Annotated in this window: 17 protein-coding genes and 1 tRNA gene; 9 read left to right on the top strand and 9 right to left on the bottom strand. The window is 62.7% G+C overall.

From position 1 onward, the window contains the following. Positions 1 to 263 precede the first annotated feature (263 nt). Both Q1V51_RS11195 and sppA read left to right on the top strand, forming a co-directional pair. A tRNA-Pro gene (locus Q1V51_RS11195) sits at positions 264 to 340 on the top strand. A gap of 232 nt (positions 341 to 572) precedes the next feature. After that, positions 573 to 2,363, top strand: a complete 1,791-nt coding sequence (gene sppA, locus Q1V51_RS11190) for a signal peptide peptidase SppA (RefSeq protein WP_300556356.1) — start codon at positions 573 to 575, stop codon at positions 2,361 to 2,363. 79 nt (positions 2,364 to 2,442) lie between these two features. On the opposite strand, the gene Q1V51_RS11185 is transcribed toward sppA, so the two are convergent. Continuing rightward, positions 2,443 to 3,726 carry a DUF3667 domain-containing protein gene (locus Q1V51_RS11185; protein WP_300556354.1) on the bottom strand — a complete coding sequence of 428 codons (1,284 nt, stop codon included), beginning with the start codon at positions 3,724 to 3,726 and terminating at the stop codon, positions 2,443 to 2,445. 70 nt (positions 3,727 to 3,796) lie between these two features. After that, on the bottom strand, positions 3,797 to 5,422 hold the full coding sequence (locus Q1V51_RS11180) for a peptide ABC transporter substrate-binding protein (protein WP_300556352.1): 1,626 nt from the start codon (positions 5,420 to 5,422) through the stop codon (positions 3,797 to 3,799). Positions 5,423 to 5,654: 232 nt separating this feature from the next. Here Q1V51_RS11180 and Q1V51_RS11175 point away from each other — a divergent pair, with 232 nt between their 5' ends. Continuing rightward, the gene (locus Q1V51_RS11175; protein WP_300556350.1) at positions 5,655 to 6,251 is read left to right on the top strand and encodes a hypothetical protein; all 597 of its coding nucleotides are present in this window, start codon (positions 5,655 to 5,657) and stop codon (positions 6,249 to 6,251) included. A gap of 74 nt (positions 6,252 to 6,325) precedes the next feature. Here Q1V51_RS11175 and Q1V51_RS11170 read toward each other — a convergent pair whose 3' ends face one another. Genes Q1V51_RS11170 through Q1V51_RS11160 form a run of 3 tightly spaced genes read right to left on the bottom strand, consistent with a single transcriptional unit; the run spans position 6,326 to position 8,398 of the window. After that, a complete protein-coding gene (locus Q1V51_RS11170; protein WP_300556348.1) occupies positions 6,326 to 7,234 on the bottom strand; it encodes an ABC transporter permease subunit in 909 nt (302 codons plus the stop codon). Continuing rightward, positions 7,231 to 8,163: an ABC transporter permease subunit gene (locus Q1V51_RS11165; protein WP_300556346.1), complete on the bottom strand. Its 933-nt coding sequence runs from the start codon at positions 8,161 to 8,163 to the stop codon at positions 7,231 to 7,233. The genes Q1V51_RS11170 and Q1V51_RS11165 overlap by 4 nt, the downstream gene beginning before the upstream one ends. Before the next feature lie 55 nt (positions 8,164 to 8,218). After that, positions 8,219 to 8,398 (bottom strand): hypothetical protein, encoded by a 180-nt coding sequence (locus Q1V51_RS11160; protein WP_300556344.1) that lies wholly within the window; start codon positions 8,396 to 8,398, stop codon positions 8,219 to 8,221. Positions 8,399 to 8,568: 170 nt separating this feature from the next. Here Q1V51_RS11160 and Q1V51_RS11155 point away from each other — a divergent pair, with 170 nt between their 5' ends. Together Q1V51_RS11155 and Q1V51_RS11150 are read left to right on the top strand one after the other, a co-directional pair. Beyond that, entirely contained in the window at positions 8,569 to 9,501 is a 933-nt protein-coding gene (locus tag Q1V51_RS11155) for a hypothetical protein (protein ID WP_300556342.1), read from the top strand. Between the two features lie 3 nt (positions 9,502 to 9,504). Beyond that, positions 9,505 to 10,413, top strand: a complete 909-nt coding sequence (locus Q1V51_RS11150) for an MBL fold metallo-hydrolase (RefSeq protein ID WP_300556340.1) — start codon at positions 9,505 to 9,507, stop codon at positions 10,411 to 10,413. Here Q1V51_RS11150 and Q1V51_RS11145 read toward each other — a convergent pair. Together Q1V51_RS11145 and pdxH are read right to left on the bottom strand one after the other, a co-directional pair. Continuing rightward, a complete protein-coding gene (locus tag Q1V51_RS11145) occupies positions 10,401 to 11,255 on the bottom strand; it encodes a DUF1499 domain-containing protein (protein WP_300556338.1) in 855 nt (284 codons plus the stop codon). The two genes, Q1V51_RS11150 and Q1V51_RS11145, sit on opposite strands and share 13 nt — an antisense overlap. A gap of 26 nt (positions 11,256 to 11,281) precedes the next feature. Continuing rightward, positions 11,282 to 11,953: a pyridoxamine 5'-phosphate oxidase gene (gene pdxH / locus Q1V51_RS11140; protein ID WP_300556336.1), complete on the bottom strand. Its 672-nt coding sequence runs from the start codon at positions 11,951 to 11,953 to the stop codon at positions 11,282 to 11,284. Between the two features lie 88 nt (positions 11,954 to 12,041). Here pdxH and Q1V51_RS11135 point away from each other — a divergent pair, with 88 nt between their 5' ends. The 4 genes from Q1V51_RS11135 (at position 12,042) to Q1V51_RS11120 (ending at position 16,185) form a co-directional block, all read left to right on the top strand. Further along, complete coding sequence (locus Q1V51_RS11135; RefSeq protein ID WP_300556334.1) at positions 12,042 to 12,539, top strand: DnaJ domain-containing protein; 498 nt, start codon at positions 12,042 to 12,044, stop codon at positions 12,537 to 12,539. Between the two features lie 47 nt (positions 12,540 to 12,586). Next, entirely contained in the window at positions 12,587 to 13,678 is a 1,092-nt protein-coding gene (aroC, locus tag Q1V51_RS11130) for a chorismate synthase (RefSeq protein ID WP_300556332.1), read from the top strand. 118 nt (positions 13,679 to 13,796) lie between these two features. Beyond that, positions 13,797 to 15,284 carry a glycine zipper domain-containing protein gene (locus Q1V51_RS11125; protein WP_300556330.1) on the top strand — a complete coding sequence of 496 codons (1,488 nt, stop codon included), beginning with the start codon at positions 13,797 to 13,799 and terminating at the stop codon, positions 15,282 to 15,284. Between the two features lie 190 nt (positions 15,285 to 15,474). After that, positions 15,475 to 16,185 (top strand): hypothetical protein, encoded by a 711-nt coding sequence (locus Q1V51_RS11120; RefSeq protein ID WP_300556328.1) that lies wholly within the window; start codon positions 15,475 to 15,477, stop codon positions 16,183 to 16,185. Positions 16,186 to 16,239: 54 nt separating this feature from the next. On the opposite strand, the gene Q1V51_RS11115 is transcribed toward Q1V51_RS11120, so the two are convergent. After that, a complete protein-coding gene (locus Q1V51_RS11115) occupies positions 16,240 to 17,103 on the bottom strand; it encodes a hypothetical protein (RefSeq protein ID WP_300556326.1) in 864 nt (287 codons plus the stop codon). A gap of 212 nt (positions 17,104 to 17,315) precedes the next feature. Continuing rightward, positions 17,316 to 18,056, bottom strand: coding sequence for a TlyA family RNA methyltransferase (locus Q1V51_RS11110; protein ID WP_300556324.1), 741 nt, complete (start codon positions 18,054 to 18,056; stop codon positions 17,316 to 17,318). Positions 18,057 to 18,062 lie beyond the last annotated feature (6 nt).

The raw sequence follows: 18,062 nt of genomic DNA, 5'->3' as shown, positions 1-18,062 counted from the left end.
GCACCAGGATTCGAACCTGGGAATGTCGGTACCAAAAACCGATGCCTTACCACTTGGCGATGCCCCAACCGGCTCCGCGCGATGCGGAGCGGGCTAAATACCCAACACCGTCCGGGTATGCAACGGGTCAATGCGGTCGCTGTACAGATGAAATGCACACGCGCCTGCATGCCGCGTGGCGGGGCAATGAAAAAAGCGCTGACAAACATGCTTGAGGCGCGTTGCGCGGCTGCAAAGAGTTGGCTATAAGCCGCGCCTCGGTTCGGAGTGTAGCTCAGCCTGGTAGAGCACTGTCTTCGGGAGGCAGGGGTCGTGAGTTCGAATCTCGCCACTCCGACCATTTATACCCCTGCCCCGCAAATCACCTGTCACAGTTGATAATGGCGTCCGCTGGCGCGGCCGCATTGACACCTGCGCGCAACACTGCCGCCGTCTTGGCCTGTACGGGGATATAAATCGCGGTAATGCCCCTTCCCCGTCCCATCCGTGCCCACTAGGTTGTCCCCAAGGACCGGACCGTAACTTGCAAAAGGCGCAGGAAGCGCCGTCCGGGCGTGGGTAAAGGGGTTACTATGAAACAGTTCTGGATCACCTTCATGGGTTCCATCGTCGGGGTTATTGTCGGCTCGGTACTGGCCGTCATCCTCGTCATCTTCATGATAGCCGGCCTCATCGGCTCGGCCATTTCCAACGCAAGCTCGTCCAGTGAGCCGGCGATCCCGCGCGGCGCCATTGTACTCGAGCTCGACCTGCGCACAGCGCGGACCGACAGCCCGATGCGTAGCCCCTTCGGCTTCACCGGACCGCTCTCCATTGTCGACATCGTGCAGACCCTCCAACGCGCCGAAACCGATGACCGGGTTCATGGCCTGTTCCTGCGCGCCAATGAATTCGGCCTGCCCGCGGCATCGGCCGAGGAATTGCGCGGCGCGATCGAGGACTTCCGTTCCACCGGGAAGTTTGTCGTCACCCACGCCCAGGGTTTTGAAGGCACCTCTGTGACCGGCTATTTCGCGGTTTCCGGTTCCGACGAGATCTGGCTGCAGGACACGGCCAGCTTCACCCCGGCAGGCCTGGCCGCCGAGATCACCTTCCTCGGCGGCGCGTTTGAACAGTTCAATGCCGTGCCGCAATTCGAGCAGTTCTACGAGTACAAGAACGCCGCCAACACCTTCACCGAAACGACGCTGACCGAGGCGCACCGCGAGGCGACCCTGTCCTATATGGGCTCGATCTTCGATACGACGGTGGCCGCAATCGCCGCTGACCGCGAGCTGAGCGAGGACGATGTCCGCGCCGGCTTCGACAGCGCACCGCATTCTGCTGAAGCGGCCAATGCCTTCGGTTTCATCGACCGCCTTGGCCATGTCGTTGAAGCCCGCGAGGCCGCACTGGCCCGTGTCGAGGGCGGCGCCTCTTCGCTGTCGATCGAGGATTATGCGGAGAGCACGCCGGAATGGAGCAATGCTCCGGTCATCGCGCTGATCGAGGGCCAGGGCTCCATCGTCACCGGTACGCCGGATCCGGGCCCGTTCGGTGGCAGCGATTCAATCGGTGGTGACCGCATGTCAGAAGCCATCCTGGCGGCAGCCAATGATGACAATGTCCGTGCCATCGTGATCCGCGTCGACAGCGGCGGCGGCTCGGCCATCGCCTCGGACCAGATCTGGCACGCCGTGATCCGGGCCCGCGAAGCCGGCAAGCCGGTCGTTGTGTCCATGGCCAATGCGGCCGCGTCGGGCGGTTACTACCTCTCCGCCCCGGCTGACTACATCTTCGCCCATGCCACGACCATCACCGGCTCGATCGGCGTGCTCGGCGGCAAGATCGACCTGTCCGGCACGTTCGGCATGGTTGGCCTGAATTCGGAGACCCTGTCGGTCGGCGGCGAATACGCCACCGCCTTCTCCGGTCAGCAGAGCTGGACCGAAACCCAGCGCGCCGCCTACCGGGCCCAGATGGAAGACATCTATGTCGACTTTACCCAGCGCGTGGCCGACGGTCGCGATCTGCCGATGGAGCGCGTGCTCGAGATTGCCCGCGGCCGAGTGTGGACCGGTGCGCAAGCCGTTGATCTCGGCCTGGTCGATGAAATCGGCGGCTTCCGTGACGCCATCGCCATGGCCAAGCAGCTGGCCGGCATCGCCCCGGAAAGCGATATCCGCGTTTCGCGCTACCCGGCCCTGCCGAACCCGTTCGAGGCGCTCTCCGAACTGTTCGGCATGTCGGCCGAGAATGCCGAAGCCGCAGCGCGCTTCAATGCATTGATGGAATTGCCGGAGATTCAGGCAGCCCTGGAGGCCCGTCAGCGCATGCAAGGTGGTGAGCTGCAGCTGCGCTCCGACGCACCGCAGCCGCAATAGGCCGGCACCCGACCCCTATGAGACAGGCCCGCGGGATATCCCGCGGGCCTTTTTCTTTGTCTGGCAACGCGCCTTCCGATCACGGGAAGAGCAGGACCGAGGCAATGAACAGGACCGACATCGCGATCGAGAGCACCACGAGGTAGACGATGTCCATGAAGATGGTGCGCAGGAAGGAGGAAAAACGGCCGTGCGAATAGACCACCCTGTGGATGCGGTAGAGGTAGTAGTTCGACCACGGAAACAGGACCAGCACCGACCAGCCCCCGATCACCGCGCTGACCGGCATCATCAGCAGGAAGAGGAAAAAGATGAAGGCGTGGAAGTGAAGCGAGACGACGACGTGGTCATAGTAGAAATATCCCCGCTTGTAGAAATGCGTCACGCCCAGCAATAGCGCGTAGATCGGCAGCATGAAGAACATCGCTGTAGGCACCAGTTCCTGGAACATGCGCAGCGCCGCGGCGCCATTGTCGTCGACCGCCCGGGAAAGCTGATCACGGACCGCGACACGCACGGAATAGGGCCAGCCATTCATGTCATCGACGGTGAAATTGATCCCCTCTCCCGCCGGTATCACCAGATCGCCATCGCGCAACTCCGGCGTTCCCGGCAGGGCTTCCCCTTCCGGCGTCTCGGGTGTCTCGGCACGCGGGCAATCTTCCGGCGTCAGGGACTGGCACAGGCCGGATTTCATCTGCTCGCGCCAGTCCGAAACCGTGCGGGCCCGAACCTCCGGATCGCCCAACGCCTCTGAAAGATTATCAAGCCCCAGGCCGGACGCCTCCATCTGGGCCCGAATTTCCTCGATTTCTTCGGGGCTGAGCCCTTCTTGCGCCAGCCTCTCGGGCAGCGGACCGGCATTTTGCTCGAGCTGCTCCTGGGCCGCAGCAAGGCCCTCCTGGGCGGCTTCCATCTCGGCCTCACCCAGACTCGGGATCAGGCTGTTGACGGAAAAGAAGATCAGGAAGAAGAGCACGCTCGCCGTCAGATAAAGACGGAAGGGCATGACGAAACGGGCCCGTACGCCGGAAAGATAACTCTTGGTCAGCTTGCCCGGCTGGAACATCAAAGGCGGCAAGGTGCGCCAGAGCCGACCCTCAATACCGAACAGCCCGTCCAGCACTTCCGTCAACAACTCCCAGACCGGGCGGTGATAATTATCCGCCGTCTGACCACAGCTGTGACAGACTGGTCCGCTCAGCGTGGTCGAGCAATTCGAGCACACACCGTCCGGTGTCGGCGACCCAAAGGCGGAATCGCGATCCCGTTTCTTGCGCTTCGATGCGCGGATGGCATCTTCCAGCTCGCCGGCCCCTGCGCCTGCAACGACTGCATCACCGACTGTATCTGCCCCAGACATACATGCCCCCGAACTGGCCTGAACACGGGGTTCAGGCTAGGTCGGACCGGGTCTGTCTGGCAAGCGGGACTTAACCGGCGTCGGTTTCGCTCTCCGCGAAGCAGAGATAACGCGAGCGATGGATGTTGACGAGATTGTCTTCCCAGCCGGTGACGCGCGGGCTGACCAGGTTCTTGTTGACGTAATACACGATCGGAATGAACGGCATGTCGTCAATCATCATCTGCTCGGCTTCGGCCATCATGGCCGAACGGCGCTCCAGGTCCTGCTCCGAATTGGCCGCGGTCACCAGGGCGTCATAGTCCGGGTTGTTGTAGCGCGGGTAATTCATCGGCACGGAACGGAATTCCGCCAGGAAGAGGAAGTTGTAGGCGTCGTTATAGTCTGCGATCCAGCCGCCATCCGCCACTTCAAACGCACCGGCGCGCAGATTGTCGTAGTGGATCTGCGTGTCGGACACGATCAGCTCCGGCTGCACCCAGTCGGCGATCGCCGACCAGTCATTCTGAACCACCGGGGCGATGCGCGGATTGTCGCCGGTGGCGCGATAGGCGTATTCGAAACGGAACGGATTGTCCGGGCCATAGCCGGCCGCTTCGAGGATCTCGCGCGCGGTTTCGCGGCGCTCTTCGACCGGGATGTCGGCCCAGCTGGCGCGCACGCCGCTGTCATAATTGGCCACGCCCGGCGGCACGAAGGCATAGGCCGGCGGCTGTCCGGCACGGAGGATTTCATTGGCGATAAACTCGCGGTCAATCGCCATGCCCAGCGCGTTGCGGACCTGCGGGTCGGCGAACTGGTCCATCGTCGTGTTGATGGAGAAGTAGACCGTGCCCATGAACGGGTGAACGCGGACATAGTCCGGGATCTCGCGGCGCAGGAAGTCGAGCTGCTGGCCCGGGAATTCCATGTTCAGGTCGAGCTCGCCATTGCGCACCCGGCGACCGGCGGCGCTGTTGTCGACGGTCGGGTAGAAATACACCTCGTCGAGACAGGTATTGGCATTGTCGAAGAACTGGTCGTTTCGGACCAGGTGAACATAATTGTTGGTGCGCCAGTCAGCCAGGCGGAAGGCGCCATTGGTCTGGATGTTTTCCGGACGGATCCACTCATCGCCATGCTGGGCAATGACGTGATCAGGCATCGGGAAGGTCGTGTAATGGGTCAGCAGGCCGGGCAGGTAAGGCGCCGGATTGACCAGGGTGACTTCCAGCGTGCGCTCGTCAATCGCGCGCACACCGATCTCGCTCGGATCGATCTCGCCGCGGCTGGACTGTTCCACACCGGCGATCGGGAAAAGCAGCGACACATAGGGCGCGCCTGTATCCGGGTTGGAAATGCGGCGCCAGGCGAAAACGAAGTCCTCGGCCGTGACCGGCTCGCCGTCCGACCAGTTGGCGTCCCGCAGGGTGAAGGTCCAGGTCAGGCCGTCGTCCGACGTGGTCCAGCTTTCCGCCATGCCCGGGATCGGCTCGCCTTCCGGGTTCTCGGTGAAGAGGCCCATGAACATGTCGCCGATAATGTTGTTTTCCCACGTGCCCGATGCGCGGTGCGGGTCAAGGGAGAGCGGTTCGGCGTTATTGCCGCGATGCAGGACCAGCGTGTCTGAATCGGTCGGTTCCGATCCCGAACAGGCCGCCAGGGCCAGGACGGATACGGACACAAGTGCGGACTTGACGATTTTGCTGCCAATCACGGTTACGGTCTCCCCTCGAACACGCCAGAACTGAGCTTGTGTCGACCTTCTAGCCCAACTAGAGGCGCCGGTCGATAGTTCCATACCGATACTATCGGCATGGATTTATTCAGCTTGCACGCGGCGCGATGAACGCAGGATTAGCGCCGCACCGCCCGCGCCGTTCGCCATGGTCGACAGGCTGGGCCCTCTATCGCATTATCGCTCCAGCTTTGAACACGGAAACTCGACCATGTCTGTAAAACTCACCTGTTTCGCCGGCTCGCTGACGGCGCTGGCGCTTGTCGCCCAACCCGGCGCCCTGGCGCAGCAAAACCCGCTCGACGCCGTCATCGCCTGCCGCGGGATCGAGGACGCGGCCGCCCGGCTGGAGTGTTTCGACAGTGCCGTGGACGCGCTGGAAGGCGCCAGTGAGTCCGGCGACCTGGTCACCGTGACCCGCTCGGAGATCGAAGCCGTCGAGCGCGACAGTTTCGGCCTGTCCCTGCCCTCCATCCCCTTCCTCTCGCGCCGCTCCGCGGGCAATAATGCCGCCGTGGCCGAGGCCACCGCACCGGAAGCCGCCGCAGAAGGTGTGGAGGTCGTCACGCGCAATGATGACGGCCAGATCTCGGAAATGCGGATGAGCGTGACCTCGGCCCGCCAGGTGCATGGCGACTGGGTCTTCACCATGGAAAACGGCCAGGTCTGGCGCCAGACCGAGAACCGCCGCCTGCAGGTGCCGCGCGCCACGCCCTTCGACCTTGTCATCCGCGCCCGCTCGCTGGGCAGCTTCACCGCCCGCATCAATGATGGCGGCCGCTCTTTCCGCGTTCGCCGCGAGGAATAAGCCGCGCCACACAGCGCCAACAAAAAGGGCCGCCCCATCGGAGCGGCCCCTTTTCGTATTGGCTTGATTGCAGACTAGCGGTCTTTCGGGTCGATCGCGTCGCGCAGCCCATCGCCGATGAAGTTGAGGCAGAACAGCGTCACCATCATCGTCACCGCCGGCACAATCAACGTCCACGGTGCCACTTCCATGTCCTGCGCTCCGGTCGAGATCAGGCGCCCGAGCGAGGTCAGCGGCTCCTGCACACCCAGGCCGAGGAAGCTGAGGAAGCTCTCCGCCAGGATCACGACCGGGATCATCAGCGTGACATAGACCACGACCGGGCCCAGCACGTTGGGAATGATGTGGCGGCGGATGATCATCCATTGCGACACACCGGCTGCCTCGGCGGCTTCAACGAATTCCATCCCCTTCAGGGCCAGCGTCTGGCCGCGCACGATGCGCGCCATGGTCAGCCATTCGACTGCGCCGATGGCGACAAAGATGAGGATGATATTGCGCCCGAACACGACCATCAAAATGATCACGAAGAAGATGAAGGGCAGCGAATAGAGGATGTCGACAAAGCGCATCATCAGCTGGTCGGTGCGGCCACCGACAAAGCCGGCAATCGCGCCCCAGGTCACACCGATGAGCAGCGACACCACAGTCGCGACAATCCCGACCATGAGCGAGACACCCAGGCCCACCAGCGTCCGCGCCAGGAGATCACGCCCCTGTGCATCCGTGCCCAGCAGGTGCAGATTCTCCCAGGTCGGCGGCTGGCTGACCCGGTCGCGATAAATGGTGTCATAATCATGCACCCAGACGCCGAGCTGGCCGAGAATAGCCAACACGACCAGGATGCCGAGAATGACCATCGAGGTCACAGCCGCCTTGTTGCGGAACAGGCGGATGCGCGCATCATCCCACAGCGAACGGCCTTGCACCGCCGCCTTGGAGAGCATTTCCTCTTTCTCTTTCGGGTTCAAAATGGTGGTCATGAGTCGTAGCTCACCCGCGGATTGAGGACGGAATAGATCAGGTCGGCGATCAGGTTGAGCACGATGATCAAGGTCGCGTAGACCACCACCACGCCCATCACCAGCGTGTAGTCACGCTGCAGCGCTGCATCGACGAAATAAGCGCCCATGCCGGGCAGCTGGAACACGCGCTCGATTACCAGCGAACCGGAGATCACAGCGGCCGAGGCCGGGCCGAGATAGCTGACCAACGGCAGGACCGCGGCGCGCAAGGCATGGCGGACAATCACCGCCGAAGCCGACAGACCCTTGGCGCGGGCCGTACGGATATAGTTCGAGCGGATCACCTCAATCATGCTGGCACGCATGAGACGGGCGATAATGGCGATCTGCGGTAGGGCCAGCGTGATCACCGGAAGCACCAGCACTGACAGGCCATAGCGCGAGAAATTGAGACCGCCCGTGGGAAATATGCCCATATAGACGCCCAGCACGAGGGCCAGGATCGGTCCCATCACCAGAGGCGGTATGGAGACCCCGATCATGGCAAAGGACATGACAGCGAAATCGCCCGACGTGTTCTGCCTGAGGGCCGCAATAGCCCCGAGGAAAGTCCCGAGCACGACGGCGACCAGCATGGCCAGCGCACCGATCATCAGGCTGACGGGCAGGCCTTCACCGATCAGCTCGGCCACGTCCTTGTCGAGAAATTTCAGCGACGGGCCGAAATCGCCCTGAACCAGGCCGGCCATATAGTCGATATATTGCTTCCAGACCGGCTGATCGAGACCATATTCCGCCAGCAGGCGCTCACGGATCTCTTCAGGCATCGGCCGCTCAAGGTCGAACGGACCACCCGGGGCCACCTTCATCATGAAGAAGGCCACTGCAGTGATCACGATGATCGTCGGGATTGCGACGAGCAATCGGCGCAGGACAAAAGCGAACATACGGGGCTTGGCTCAATTCAACTCGGCGTGCAGTTTCAGCGTGACGGGCCACATGTCAATCGATGCTGTGCCGCTGCGGTGCAGCATCAACAGCGGCAATCGGCTCGATTGTCACGCTGGCGCGCATGGAACGGTCCACTGCATCTGCTGCAAAAACCATATGCAATGCAATGATGGCCACGGCCAGCCAGAGAAGGCGGTTCAGGCGCTTGCTAAGGAAATCGACCACGTTCACATTCACTCTTCTGTGATTGACCATCGCTTGTGTTCACGCAAAAACCGCGCCGAGTGTGAACGGCTGTGAATTGCATGTGACGGTTGTCGGCTTAGGATGGGGTTCGCCCGGGACGCGAATTCGTCCTGGAAACTGCCGGGCTGGCGGGGATAGTTGTAAGAGGGCCGACCATGCACAGTGCGCTGTGGTGGAGAGATTTCGAGTACCAGAACGGCGTCGTCACCGTGAAGAAAACCGGCGTGCGCGTGCCGCTCGAGCCCGGCGTGATCGGCGAGTTCTTCAACTGGCTTCCCTTCTATTTCCTGGTCGAGAGCTGGCGCCTCAAGCCGACCGCCCAGACCGGGCCGAAGATCTGGTTCGCGCCGGACCGGCCGCGCCCCTGGTATCTGATCTGGCCCGTCCTGCACGCCGCCGGCGCCCGCATCGCAAAGACCGCGGCTGAAGCCGACGCCGTCTTCTATTTCGACGATTCAACCACGTGCGACCGTGTCCCGCTGCCGGCGGGAACCCGGGTGATCAATCGCGACTGCCAGAGCATCGCCAAAAGCCATGTCACCGCTGTCTTCGAACGCGTGTTCGGTTATTCGCTGAGTGTCGACCCGCGCAGCTGGACCGGGCCGATGGTGGCGAAATCAGAAAAGAACGGGGCCCATGACGGTCGCATTGTCCAGGGTCCTTGCGAGCCGGAGCCGGGCCTCGTCTACCAGCGCGTGATCGACAATACGATTCCGGGCGGTCAGGTCGAGGATCTGCGCTGCCCGACCATTGGCGGGCGCATCCCGCTGGTCCTGCCCAAGCGGCGCACTCGAGATCATCGTTTCTCCAACAGCAATGATGACGTCGCAGTTGTCGAAACCGACAGCGTCCTGTCACGCGAGGAACAGGCCAAGCTGGCCGAGTTCACCGCGGCAATGAAGCTCGACTGGGGTGGTCTGGATGTCTTGCGCGACCGCAGCGACGGCCGGCTTTACGTCGTCGACGTCAACAAGACCGATATGGGACCGCCCATCGCCATGTCGATGGACGATAAAATTCGCGTGACCCGGCGTTTGGCCGACACGTTCTTGGAGTATTTGGGGGAAACCTCGAGTGTACGGAAGTAATACATGACCTCCATCCCCTTCGTTCGCGAGTTCGACTTTGAATACGGTCGCTGCGATCAGCTATCCCCGCTTGTCCGGCGTGTCGTCGCCAATAATCCCGGCCCCTTCACCTATACCGGCACCGGCGTCTACATCATTGGACGCGGCGAGGTCGCCGTGATCGATCCCGGTCCGGTGATTGATGAACACGTGGCTGCGCTGGAAGCCGCCCTCGATGGTGAGCGGGTAACCCATGTCTTTGTCACCCATCACCATCTCGACCACTCCCCCATGGCGCACCCGCTGGCGAGAAAGCATGGCGCGAAAGTCTATGGCTATGGCCCGCAATCCGTTGCTCCGGCCGGTGGCGAAATCCGACTTGAGGCCGGCGATGACGTCGGCTTTCAGCCTGATGTCGAAATCCGTGATGGTGACACTTTCGCGGGCACCGGCTGGACCATCGAGGCCCTGCACACGCCCGGCCATACCTCCAACCATGTCTGCTACGCGCTGAAGGAAGAGAATACCCTGTTCGCCGGCGATCATGTCATGGCCTGGTCGACCAGCGTGATCTCACCGCCGGACGGGCATATGGGCAACTATCTGCGTGAGCTGGCCCGCATTCGAGACCGGGATTTCGATCTGCTCTGGCCGACCCACGGCCCGGCCGTGCGCGAGCCACGCCAGTTCATCCAAGCCTATATCGATCACCGCATGGAACGCGAACGCCAGATCCTCGAGCAGATGGCCGCCGGGCAGGACACGATCCGGGCCATGGTTGAGGTCATGTATGCCGATATCGACAAGCGGCTGCACCCGGCCGCCGCGCATTCCGTGCTGTCGCACATGATCCATCTGGTCGAGACCGGTCGCGCCCATTGCGAAGGCGAGCCGGGATTGCAGTCAGTATTCCGGCTGCCTCAACCGGCCTGAGGCGTCCCCGCGTCGGGTTGGCCTTGCATCATGGCCAGGAAACTCTCCACCCGGCGGGCATTGCGGCCGCCATCATGAAAGTCATCACGTGCGATGGAGCGGATGTCGATGCGGCTGCGCGGCTCGGCATCACCCTCACCCGTCTCGTCCGCTTCCACCGCCTCGATGCGCACCACGACATCATCGCGGAAGCCGAACCAGAACCCTTCTGTGGCCGCCTCGAACATGCCTGAACGTTCAGAAGCGGTGGAGACATGCAGACCCAGCTCCCGCGCCGCCAGCAGGGCCCGGCGGAAGGCTACATCCGTCGGCGCATCGATGTAGAGCGTTGTAATATCGGGGTAATGCTCGGCCTGGAGCGAGGCGAAACTGCGCCCGTCCCGGCCTGTTCGCACCTCACCCTCCATGGTCGAGCGATCGGTTCCGCGCCGCGCATAGAAAGCCGTGGTGAAATGGGGCGGCCGCTCAAGGTCGGTCGAGACTTCCAGCACGGCCGGCTGCCCGGCCTGGCCGTCGAGGACGAACAGCATCCAGCCCAGACCCGAAGCCGAAATGATCATGGCCACCAACGGTGCCGACCATTCGCCGAAGTCCTGCTTGACGATGAAATGGTGCAGAAGCATGACCAGGAAGGCCAGAGCCGAGGTGACGATACCGGCGAGCAGGACATAGAAACCCAGCTCCTGGGTCAGGGTGAGATAGCCGAAACGCCAGTCCCAGAATTCCCACTTCGTACCCAGTAGGGCGACCAGGAACCAGCCCGGCACAGCCAGGATCAGCATCCCGCTCAGCCAGGTCAGCACCGATACGAAATTGTGCAGAAGCGCCCCTGCGCGCGTCATCTCAGCCCCCCGATTCCAGCCCGGGGTTAAGGATACAGTCTTGTGATACTCCAAGGCGAGGAAAAATCGTCGCGGCGGAATGTCATCCGGTCATGCAGGCGGAAGGGACGATCGCGCCAGAACTCGATCGAGACCGGTTTCAGGCGGAAGCCGGACCAGTGATCCGGGCGCGGGACTTCGCTGAGGCCGAAGCGCGCGGCTTCCCGGGCCACGGCTTTCTCCAGGGCAAAGCGGCTTTCCAGCGGACGGGACTGTTTTGACGCCCAGGCCCCGATGCGGCTGTCACGGGCGCGGGAATTGAAATAGGCATCAGCTTCCTCGGCGCTGACCGGTTCGATTGGGCCGCGAACCCGCACCTGCCGGCGCAGGGACTTCCAGTGGAAACACAGGGCCGCCTTGGCATTCTCGGCCAGTTGCTCGCCCTTGGCGCTTTCCAGATTGGTGTAGAAGACGAAGCCCTCGGCATCGACATCCTTCAGGAGCACCATGCGGACATCGGGAAGACCGTCTGCATCCGCCGTGGCCAGAGCCATGGCATTGGCGTCATTGGTCTCTTTTTTCCTGGCGTCCTGCAGCCAGTTGGCGAACAGCTCGAACGGCTCATCCCGGTCGAATATCTCCACCGCATTGGCCTCGGCGGTCTCATTGTATTCCTTCTCGCTCGGCGTGGCCGGGATGAGATCATCTTTCTTGGACATGTGAGCCGCCTCCTTCTGTCACCCGCGAGGTAGAGATTGCGCAGCGCGCGTCAACCTTTCGGGAATCTTCTCGGCTTATAAAACACATATGACACCGCGTATTGGGAGTATCCGTGAAGCGTACGCCGTGCTTGGACTGGATCCGGGCGCGGGCTTCGATGCTGCCAAATCCGCCTTCCGCGACGCGGCCAAGAAACTGCACCCCGACATCACACCGCCTTCGCCGGACACCCTGTCCGAGCTGGCCGATATCGTTGCGGCGATCCGCTATCTCGAATCCCGGCGTCCGGCTTGCCTGGAGCTGCAGATCTCCGCTGCCGAGGCCGCCAGTGGTATTACCAGGGCCCTGAAATACGGTGACAAACCGATCATCGTCCGCATCCCCGCCGGGGTCTGTGACGGGGCCAGCCTGACCGCGGTTGGCGATGACAGCGTCCAGGTCCAGATCTCGGTCCTGGCCGGTGAGGACGCGCCGATGGCGGCCCCGGACAGCGCCGCGCTTGAGGACTTCGTCGACACGTTTTCGCGCCCGTCGCCGATGAGCCGGTTCGCGCGCTGGATCCGCAACTCGAACTCTGCCGCGTGACGCCTGCGATTGATCGCACTATGGTCTGGCCAGCAAGCGGATAGGTCATGTCTCACAATACTTTCGGTCATCTTTTCCGGCTCACCACTTTCGGCGAGAGCCACGGTCCGGCCATTGGTGCCATTGTTGACGGCTGTCCGGCCGGCATTGCCCTCACCGAGGCCGATCTACAGCCTTTCCTGGACAAGCGCCGCCCCGGCACCAGCCGACATGTAACGCCGCGTCAGGAACCCGACCAGGTGAGGATCCTCTCCGGTGTGTTCGAGGATGACCGCACTGGCGGCCAGGTGACAACCGGCACACCGATCGGCCTGATGATCGAGAATGTCGACGCCCGCTCGAAGGATTATTCAGACATCCGCGACAAGTGGCGGCCCGGCCATGCCGATTTCACCTATGACATGAAATATGGCGTCCGCGATTATCGTGGCGGCGGCCGCTCCTCGGCCCGTGAAACCGCCATGCGCGTGGCCGCCGGCGGCATTGCCCGCAAGGTGCTCGGCACCGAGGTGCAGATACGCGCCGCCCTGATCCAGCTCGGCGAGCGCCGCATCGATCATGAGCGCTGGGACTGGTCGGAAATCGACAACAACTCCTTCTTCTGCCCCGACGCGCAGACCGCTGCGCTCTGGGAAGACGATGTCGACCAGTTACGCCGCGACGGCTCCTCGACCGGCGGTATTGTCGAGGTTGTGGTCTCCGGACTGCCCGCCGGCTGGGGTGCCCCGGTCTATGGCAAGCTCGACAGTGACATCGCCGCGGCGATGATGACCATCAATGCAGTCAAGGGCGTGGAGATCGGCGCCGGATTCGCCTCAGCCGCCATGCGCGGCGAAGACGCGGCCGACGAAATGCGCCAGGGCCCGGGCGGCCCGGTCTTCACCTCCAATCATAATGGCGGTGTCCTCGGCGGCATCTCCACCGGGCAGGACCTGGTGATCCGATTCGCCGTCAAACCGACCTCCTCGATCCGCGTGGAGCGCCAGACCCTCGACAAGAATTTCGAGGAAACCAGTATTGTCACCCATGGCCGCCACGACCCCTGTGTCGCCATCCGGGCCGTGCCGGTAGGCGAAGCCATGGCAGCCCTGGTCCTGGCCGATCACAAGCTTCGCCACCGCGGCCAGGCGCCGCTCTGAGGCAACCCTGCTCCAAGATGAAACAAGCGTTCATGTTGGGCTCATCGCGCCCCCATTAGGTGTAGGGACAAGCGCCGGGCTAGTCTGTCCAGCGTCTGGACACCAGGGAGGTTCCGACATGAACAAGTACTCGATCTCCAAGGCAGCGCTCATCGCGGCGGCCCTCGTGCCGGCGCTCATGCTCAGCGTGCCGGCGGAGGCCCAGCGTGATGGACGCGATCGCGTCCGCGATGAGGGCTCGCAAATTCACCCGAGCCAGCTGCAACGACGACCGCAACAGCAGGACGCTCGCTCTGACCGTCAGGTTCGCCGCGATGCCAACCGACAGCAGCGCCGCGCTGAAAACCAGCAGCAACGACGCGAGAACCGCGCGGACAACCGCCAGCAGCGCCGCGATAACCGCGCCGAGAACCGTCAGGGACGCCGCGATGATAGCGCGGGAAACCGCCAGCGCCAGGAGAACCGTGCGGAGAACAGACAGCAGCGCCGCGATAATCGCGCCGAGAACCGCCAGGGACGCCGCGACAACCGCGCAGAAAACCGTCAGGATCGTCGCGAAAACCGCGCCGAAAACCGTCAGCAGCGCCGCCTCGTCGAGGACCGCGCCCGCCGCGTTGGCCGGGTGACGGAAGAAGGTGGTCTGGCCGGCCGGGCCGTGAACCAGGCGCTCCGTGAGGAACGCCGCGCCCGCCAGGATCGACAGGAACGCCTGGATCGCCGCCGCGACAATTCCGACCTGCGCTTCGACCGCCGCCGGGATCGTGCCGAAGACCGCGCCGACCGTCGTAGTGACCGTCGCGAAGACCGGTTTGATCGTCGCAATGACCGTGTCAGAGATGCGGACCGTCGCCGCGATAACCGCCGCTATGAAAACCGCCGCGATCGCTTTGAAGATCGCCGCGAATTCCGCCGCGATCAGCGCCGTCAGCACCGTTACGACATCCGCCGTGACCGCTGGGAATACCGCGCTGAACGCCGCCGCGACGAGCGCCGCTGGCGCCGGGCCGAACGCCGCCGTGACTTCTACCGGGATCAGCGCCGCCTGCGTCAGCAGACCCGCTGGCTGCGTCACCTGAACCATGGTTGGACCTACAACACTCATTACGGCCACTACGGTCCGTCCACGCGCTGGCGCTATCACAACCGGTATTACAGCCATGGCTATGACCGCCGCCAGTTCGCTTACTATGATGGTGTGTGCCGCTACGATAACGGCAGCAATGACGGAGCTGTCGTCGGGGCCATCCTGGGTGCGATTATCGGAGGCGTCGCCGCCAATGATGATGATGCCGCTGTCGGCGCCCTGCTCGGGGCAGGCTTCGGCGCCATGATCGGCTCGGCCGCAGGTGACTTCGATGATTGCGACCGCGCCCAGTACCAGTATGCCGTCAACTATGCCTTCGAGTATGGCGAGCCGTATTACTGGGGCAATCCGCACTCCGGCCTGCGCGGTGCCATCACCATTCGCGATACCTACTGGTATAATGACCGCGAATGCCGCTGGGGCGAGGCCGAGATCTACATGCCGGACGGCACCTATTCGCTGGACGAAGTCCGCATGTGCCGCGACGCCTATGGCGACTGGCAAGTGGCTCGCCGCCAGTAAGTTATCCAGCACCTGCCTGGATTTGACAGGCCGGCTCTCTTTCGGGGGCCGGCCTTTGCTTTTCCGCAATGAGGCCTGGCTTTTGCAAGCCGCAGGAGAAGCCGTTCATGCAGGGCTCATCGCGCCCGCACTAGGGTGTGATCCAGTACCCAAGCGTCTGAGTGTAAACTCGCTTGAAGGAGATAAGCGCATGAAACTCGTTGCCAGCGCCCTGTTGAGCGCTACCGCCCTCGCCCTCTTTGCCCCCTCGGCCATGGCCCAGAGCCAGAGTTATGCCGAATGCGTCAATGAGCGGGAGGACCGCCAGGTCGCCGGCGCCATCGTCGGCGGCCTACTTGGCGCCATTGTCGGCAATGAGCTGGCCGACGACAATAATGATCGCGACTATCGCCATCACCGGCGCGGGCATCGCTATGACCGCCACCGCCGCGGCCGCCATCACTACCACCGCCGTCATCGCCATCGCGACAATGACAATGACGAAGCCGTCGCCACCATCGCCGGAGCCGGTTTCGGTGCCGTACTCGGCGCCGGCCTGGCCAGTGGTGAGGACTGCGAACACCTGCGCGATCAGCGCCGTTATGACGACCGTCGTTATGATGATCGGCGTTATCAGGATCAGCGTCATGACAGCCGTTACGACAATCGCGACTATCGCGACCAGCGCTATGATGACCGCTACGAATACGAGTACGACCGCGGTTCCAATGTCGAGCTGATGGGCGGACGCGACAACAACCAGGCTCGCACCTACCAAGCGTCCTCGAACGATTACTGGACCTGCGAATACCGCAATTCACCGCAATACAATCAGTATGGCGAGGTGAGCTATCGCGAGATCTATATGTGCGAGGGTTCCGACGGGATCTGGCGGCCGTATGAGGCGTATGTGAACGAGTAAGCGTCTCGTTCCGCGGATTTATTCTTTTCCCCGGACTTGTTCCAAGGCCGCTCGTTAATCGCCCGACAGCTTGTCGGTCAGGTCTTCCGCGACCTCCATAGCATCACGTGATGTACGGACGTCAGCAGCCGATGCGCCTTGTTTTGGTGCCGCCTGAATAAAGGCCTTTGGGCTTTCATTCCACAGGGCTTCACGCTCCTTGGTCCAGCCCACGACGATGCCGGGATTGTGGCTGGTGAAGAATTTCACCAGGCGGCTAACGTCCCCGGGTTCGCAAGCAATTTCATTCAGGCTGTTGCGCGTGGTCGTAGTGCGAATGACAACTGTATCGGCATCCTTTGCAGACTTGGCAACAAGGTCGGCTTGGCGGTTTGTGAGCGCGCCGCTCATGGCCCCCGCTTTCGCCAGCAGCTCGGCGCCGGAAGCCCGAAAATAGAGCGAGGCACAGTCGGTCATTCGGACCACCTTCGCATTTGCCGGAGGGGTCAAAAAGGCCCAAGAAGGCGTCGCGATCAGCTCTTCGGTCTCCACGAAGCTGCCGGCGTCATAGGCTTGTTGGAATTCGGCGAGCGCCACTTCCGGGTCGATGCCGCGTTTCTTGAGCGACATTAGCACGGGATGCTCGAGCATATCAGCGCCGCTTTTAGCGGGAGACTGAAGCCAACGCAGGACGAGAAAGGCAAATACAGCGTTCAGGGCGAGGGTAACCAGGGCGACCGGGCTCAGTTCAAGGGCCAGCAGGCTCGCCCATGTCGTTGGCACAAGCGCCCCAGAACCCGTCCCGAAGGCCCATTCAGGCCAGTTGACCAGCATGAGGACTAGCCAGAAAACTCCCACCAGAACCAGCTTGATGCGTTGGCCCGACTTCGCGTTGGCCTGGAGTCTGGAAACGATCAGATTGTGTTTTGATACGGTCATCCCGCCTGCTCACCGTGCCTGCTTCGTCATGCTCCGGTCGAAGCCTTAACATGGTGAGCCCAATAGCTGCTAGCCCTGGGCCTCGGGCAATACGTCAGCCCAACCCGCCGCAGGCAGAGGAGGCAGCCGGGCTGGCTGCAGTAACAGGCCGACGCTTCTATCTCTTGCGTGCGACGCGGCGGCCTTCGAGCTGGCCGGTTGCAAGCCCTTGATCAATTTGAACGATAACCCCGCCGGGCCAGCACCAGATATTCCAGATTACCGTCACCGCCGGTGATCGGGCTCTTGATGACGTCGGCCACGGCAAACCCCTCCAGCCCGTCCAGGGCGTCTCGCACGCGGGCGACCGCCTCGTCTCTCAACGCTTCATCCTTGACCAGCCCGCCGCGAGCCAGGCCCTCACGGCCGACCTCGAATTGCGGCTTGATCAGGCCGATGAAGACGGCGCCCGGTGCAGCCAGTGACAGGGGGACCGGGATGACTTTCAGAAGCGAGATGAAGCTGGCATCGCAGACGATGAGCTGCGGCGCTTCGGTGATCTCGGCGATCGAAAGCTGACGCGCATCCTGGCCTTCCAGCGAGACGATGCGCTTGTCGCCGCGCAACTTGGCATGAAGCTGCTCCCGGCCGACATCGACCGCAATCACCTTGGCTGCGCCGCGCTCGAGCAGGACTTCGGAAAACCCGCCGGTCGAGGAACCGACATCGAGACAGGTCAGCCCGCTTGGGTCGATATCGAAACGATCCAGTGCCTCGACCAGTTTCAGAGCCGCGCGACTGACCCAGGGATGCGCCGCTTCAGCCTCGATAACGGCGCCGGGCTCGATTTTCTGCGAGGCCTTGCGCACGACCTGGCCATCGACCACCACACGACCCGCCTCGATCGCCGCCTGGGCGCGAGCGCGGGTATCAAAAAAACCGTGTTCGACGAGGTATTTGTCGGCGCGGGGCATGGCGCC

This window comes from Maricaulis sp., from assembly GCF_030149235.1.
Classification (GTDB): Bacteria; Pseudomonadota; Alphaproteobacteria; order Caulobacterales; family Maricaulaceae; genus Maricaulis.
Note: the sequence above shows the minus strand (reverse complement) of the source record. Positions and strands in the feature narration are given on the sequence as shown.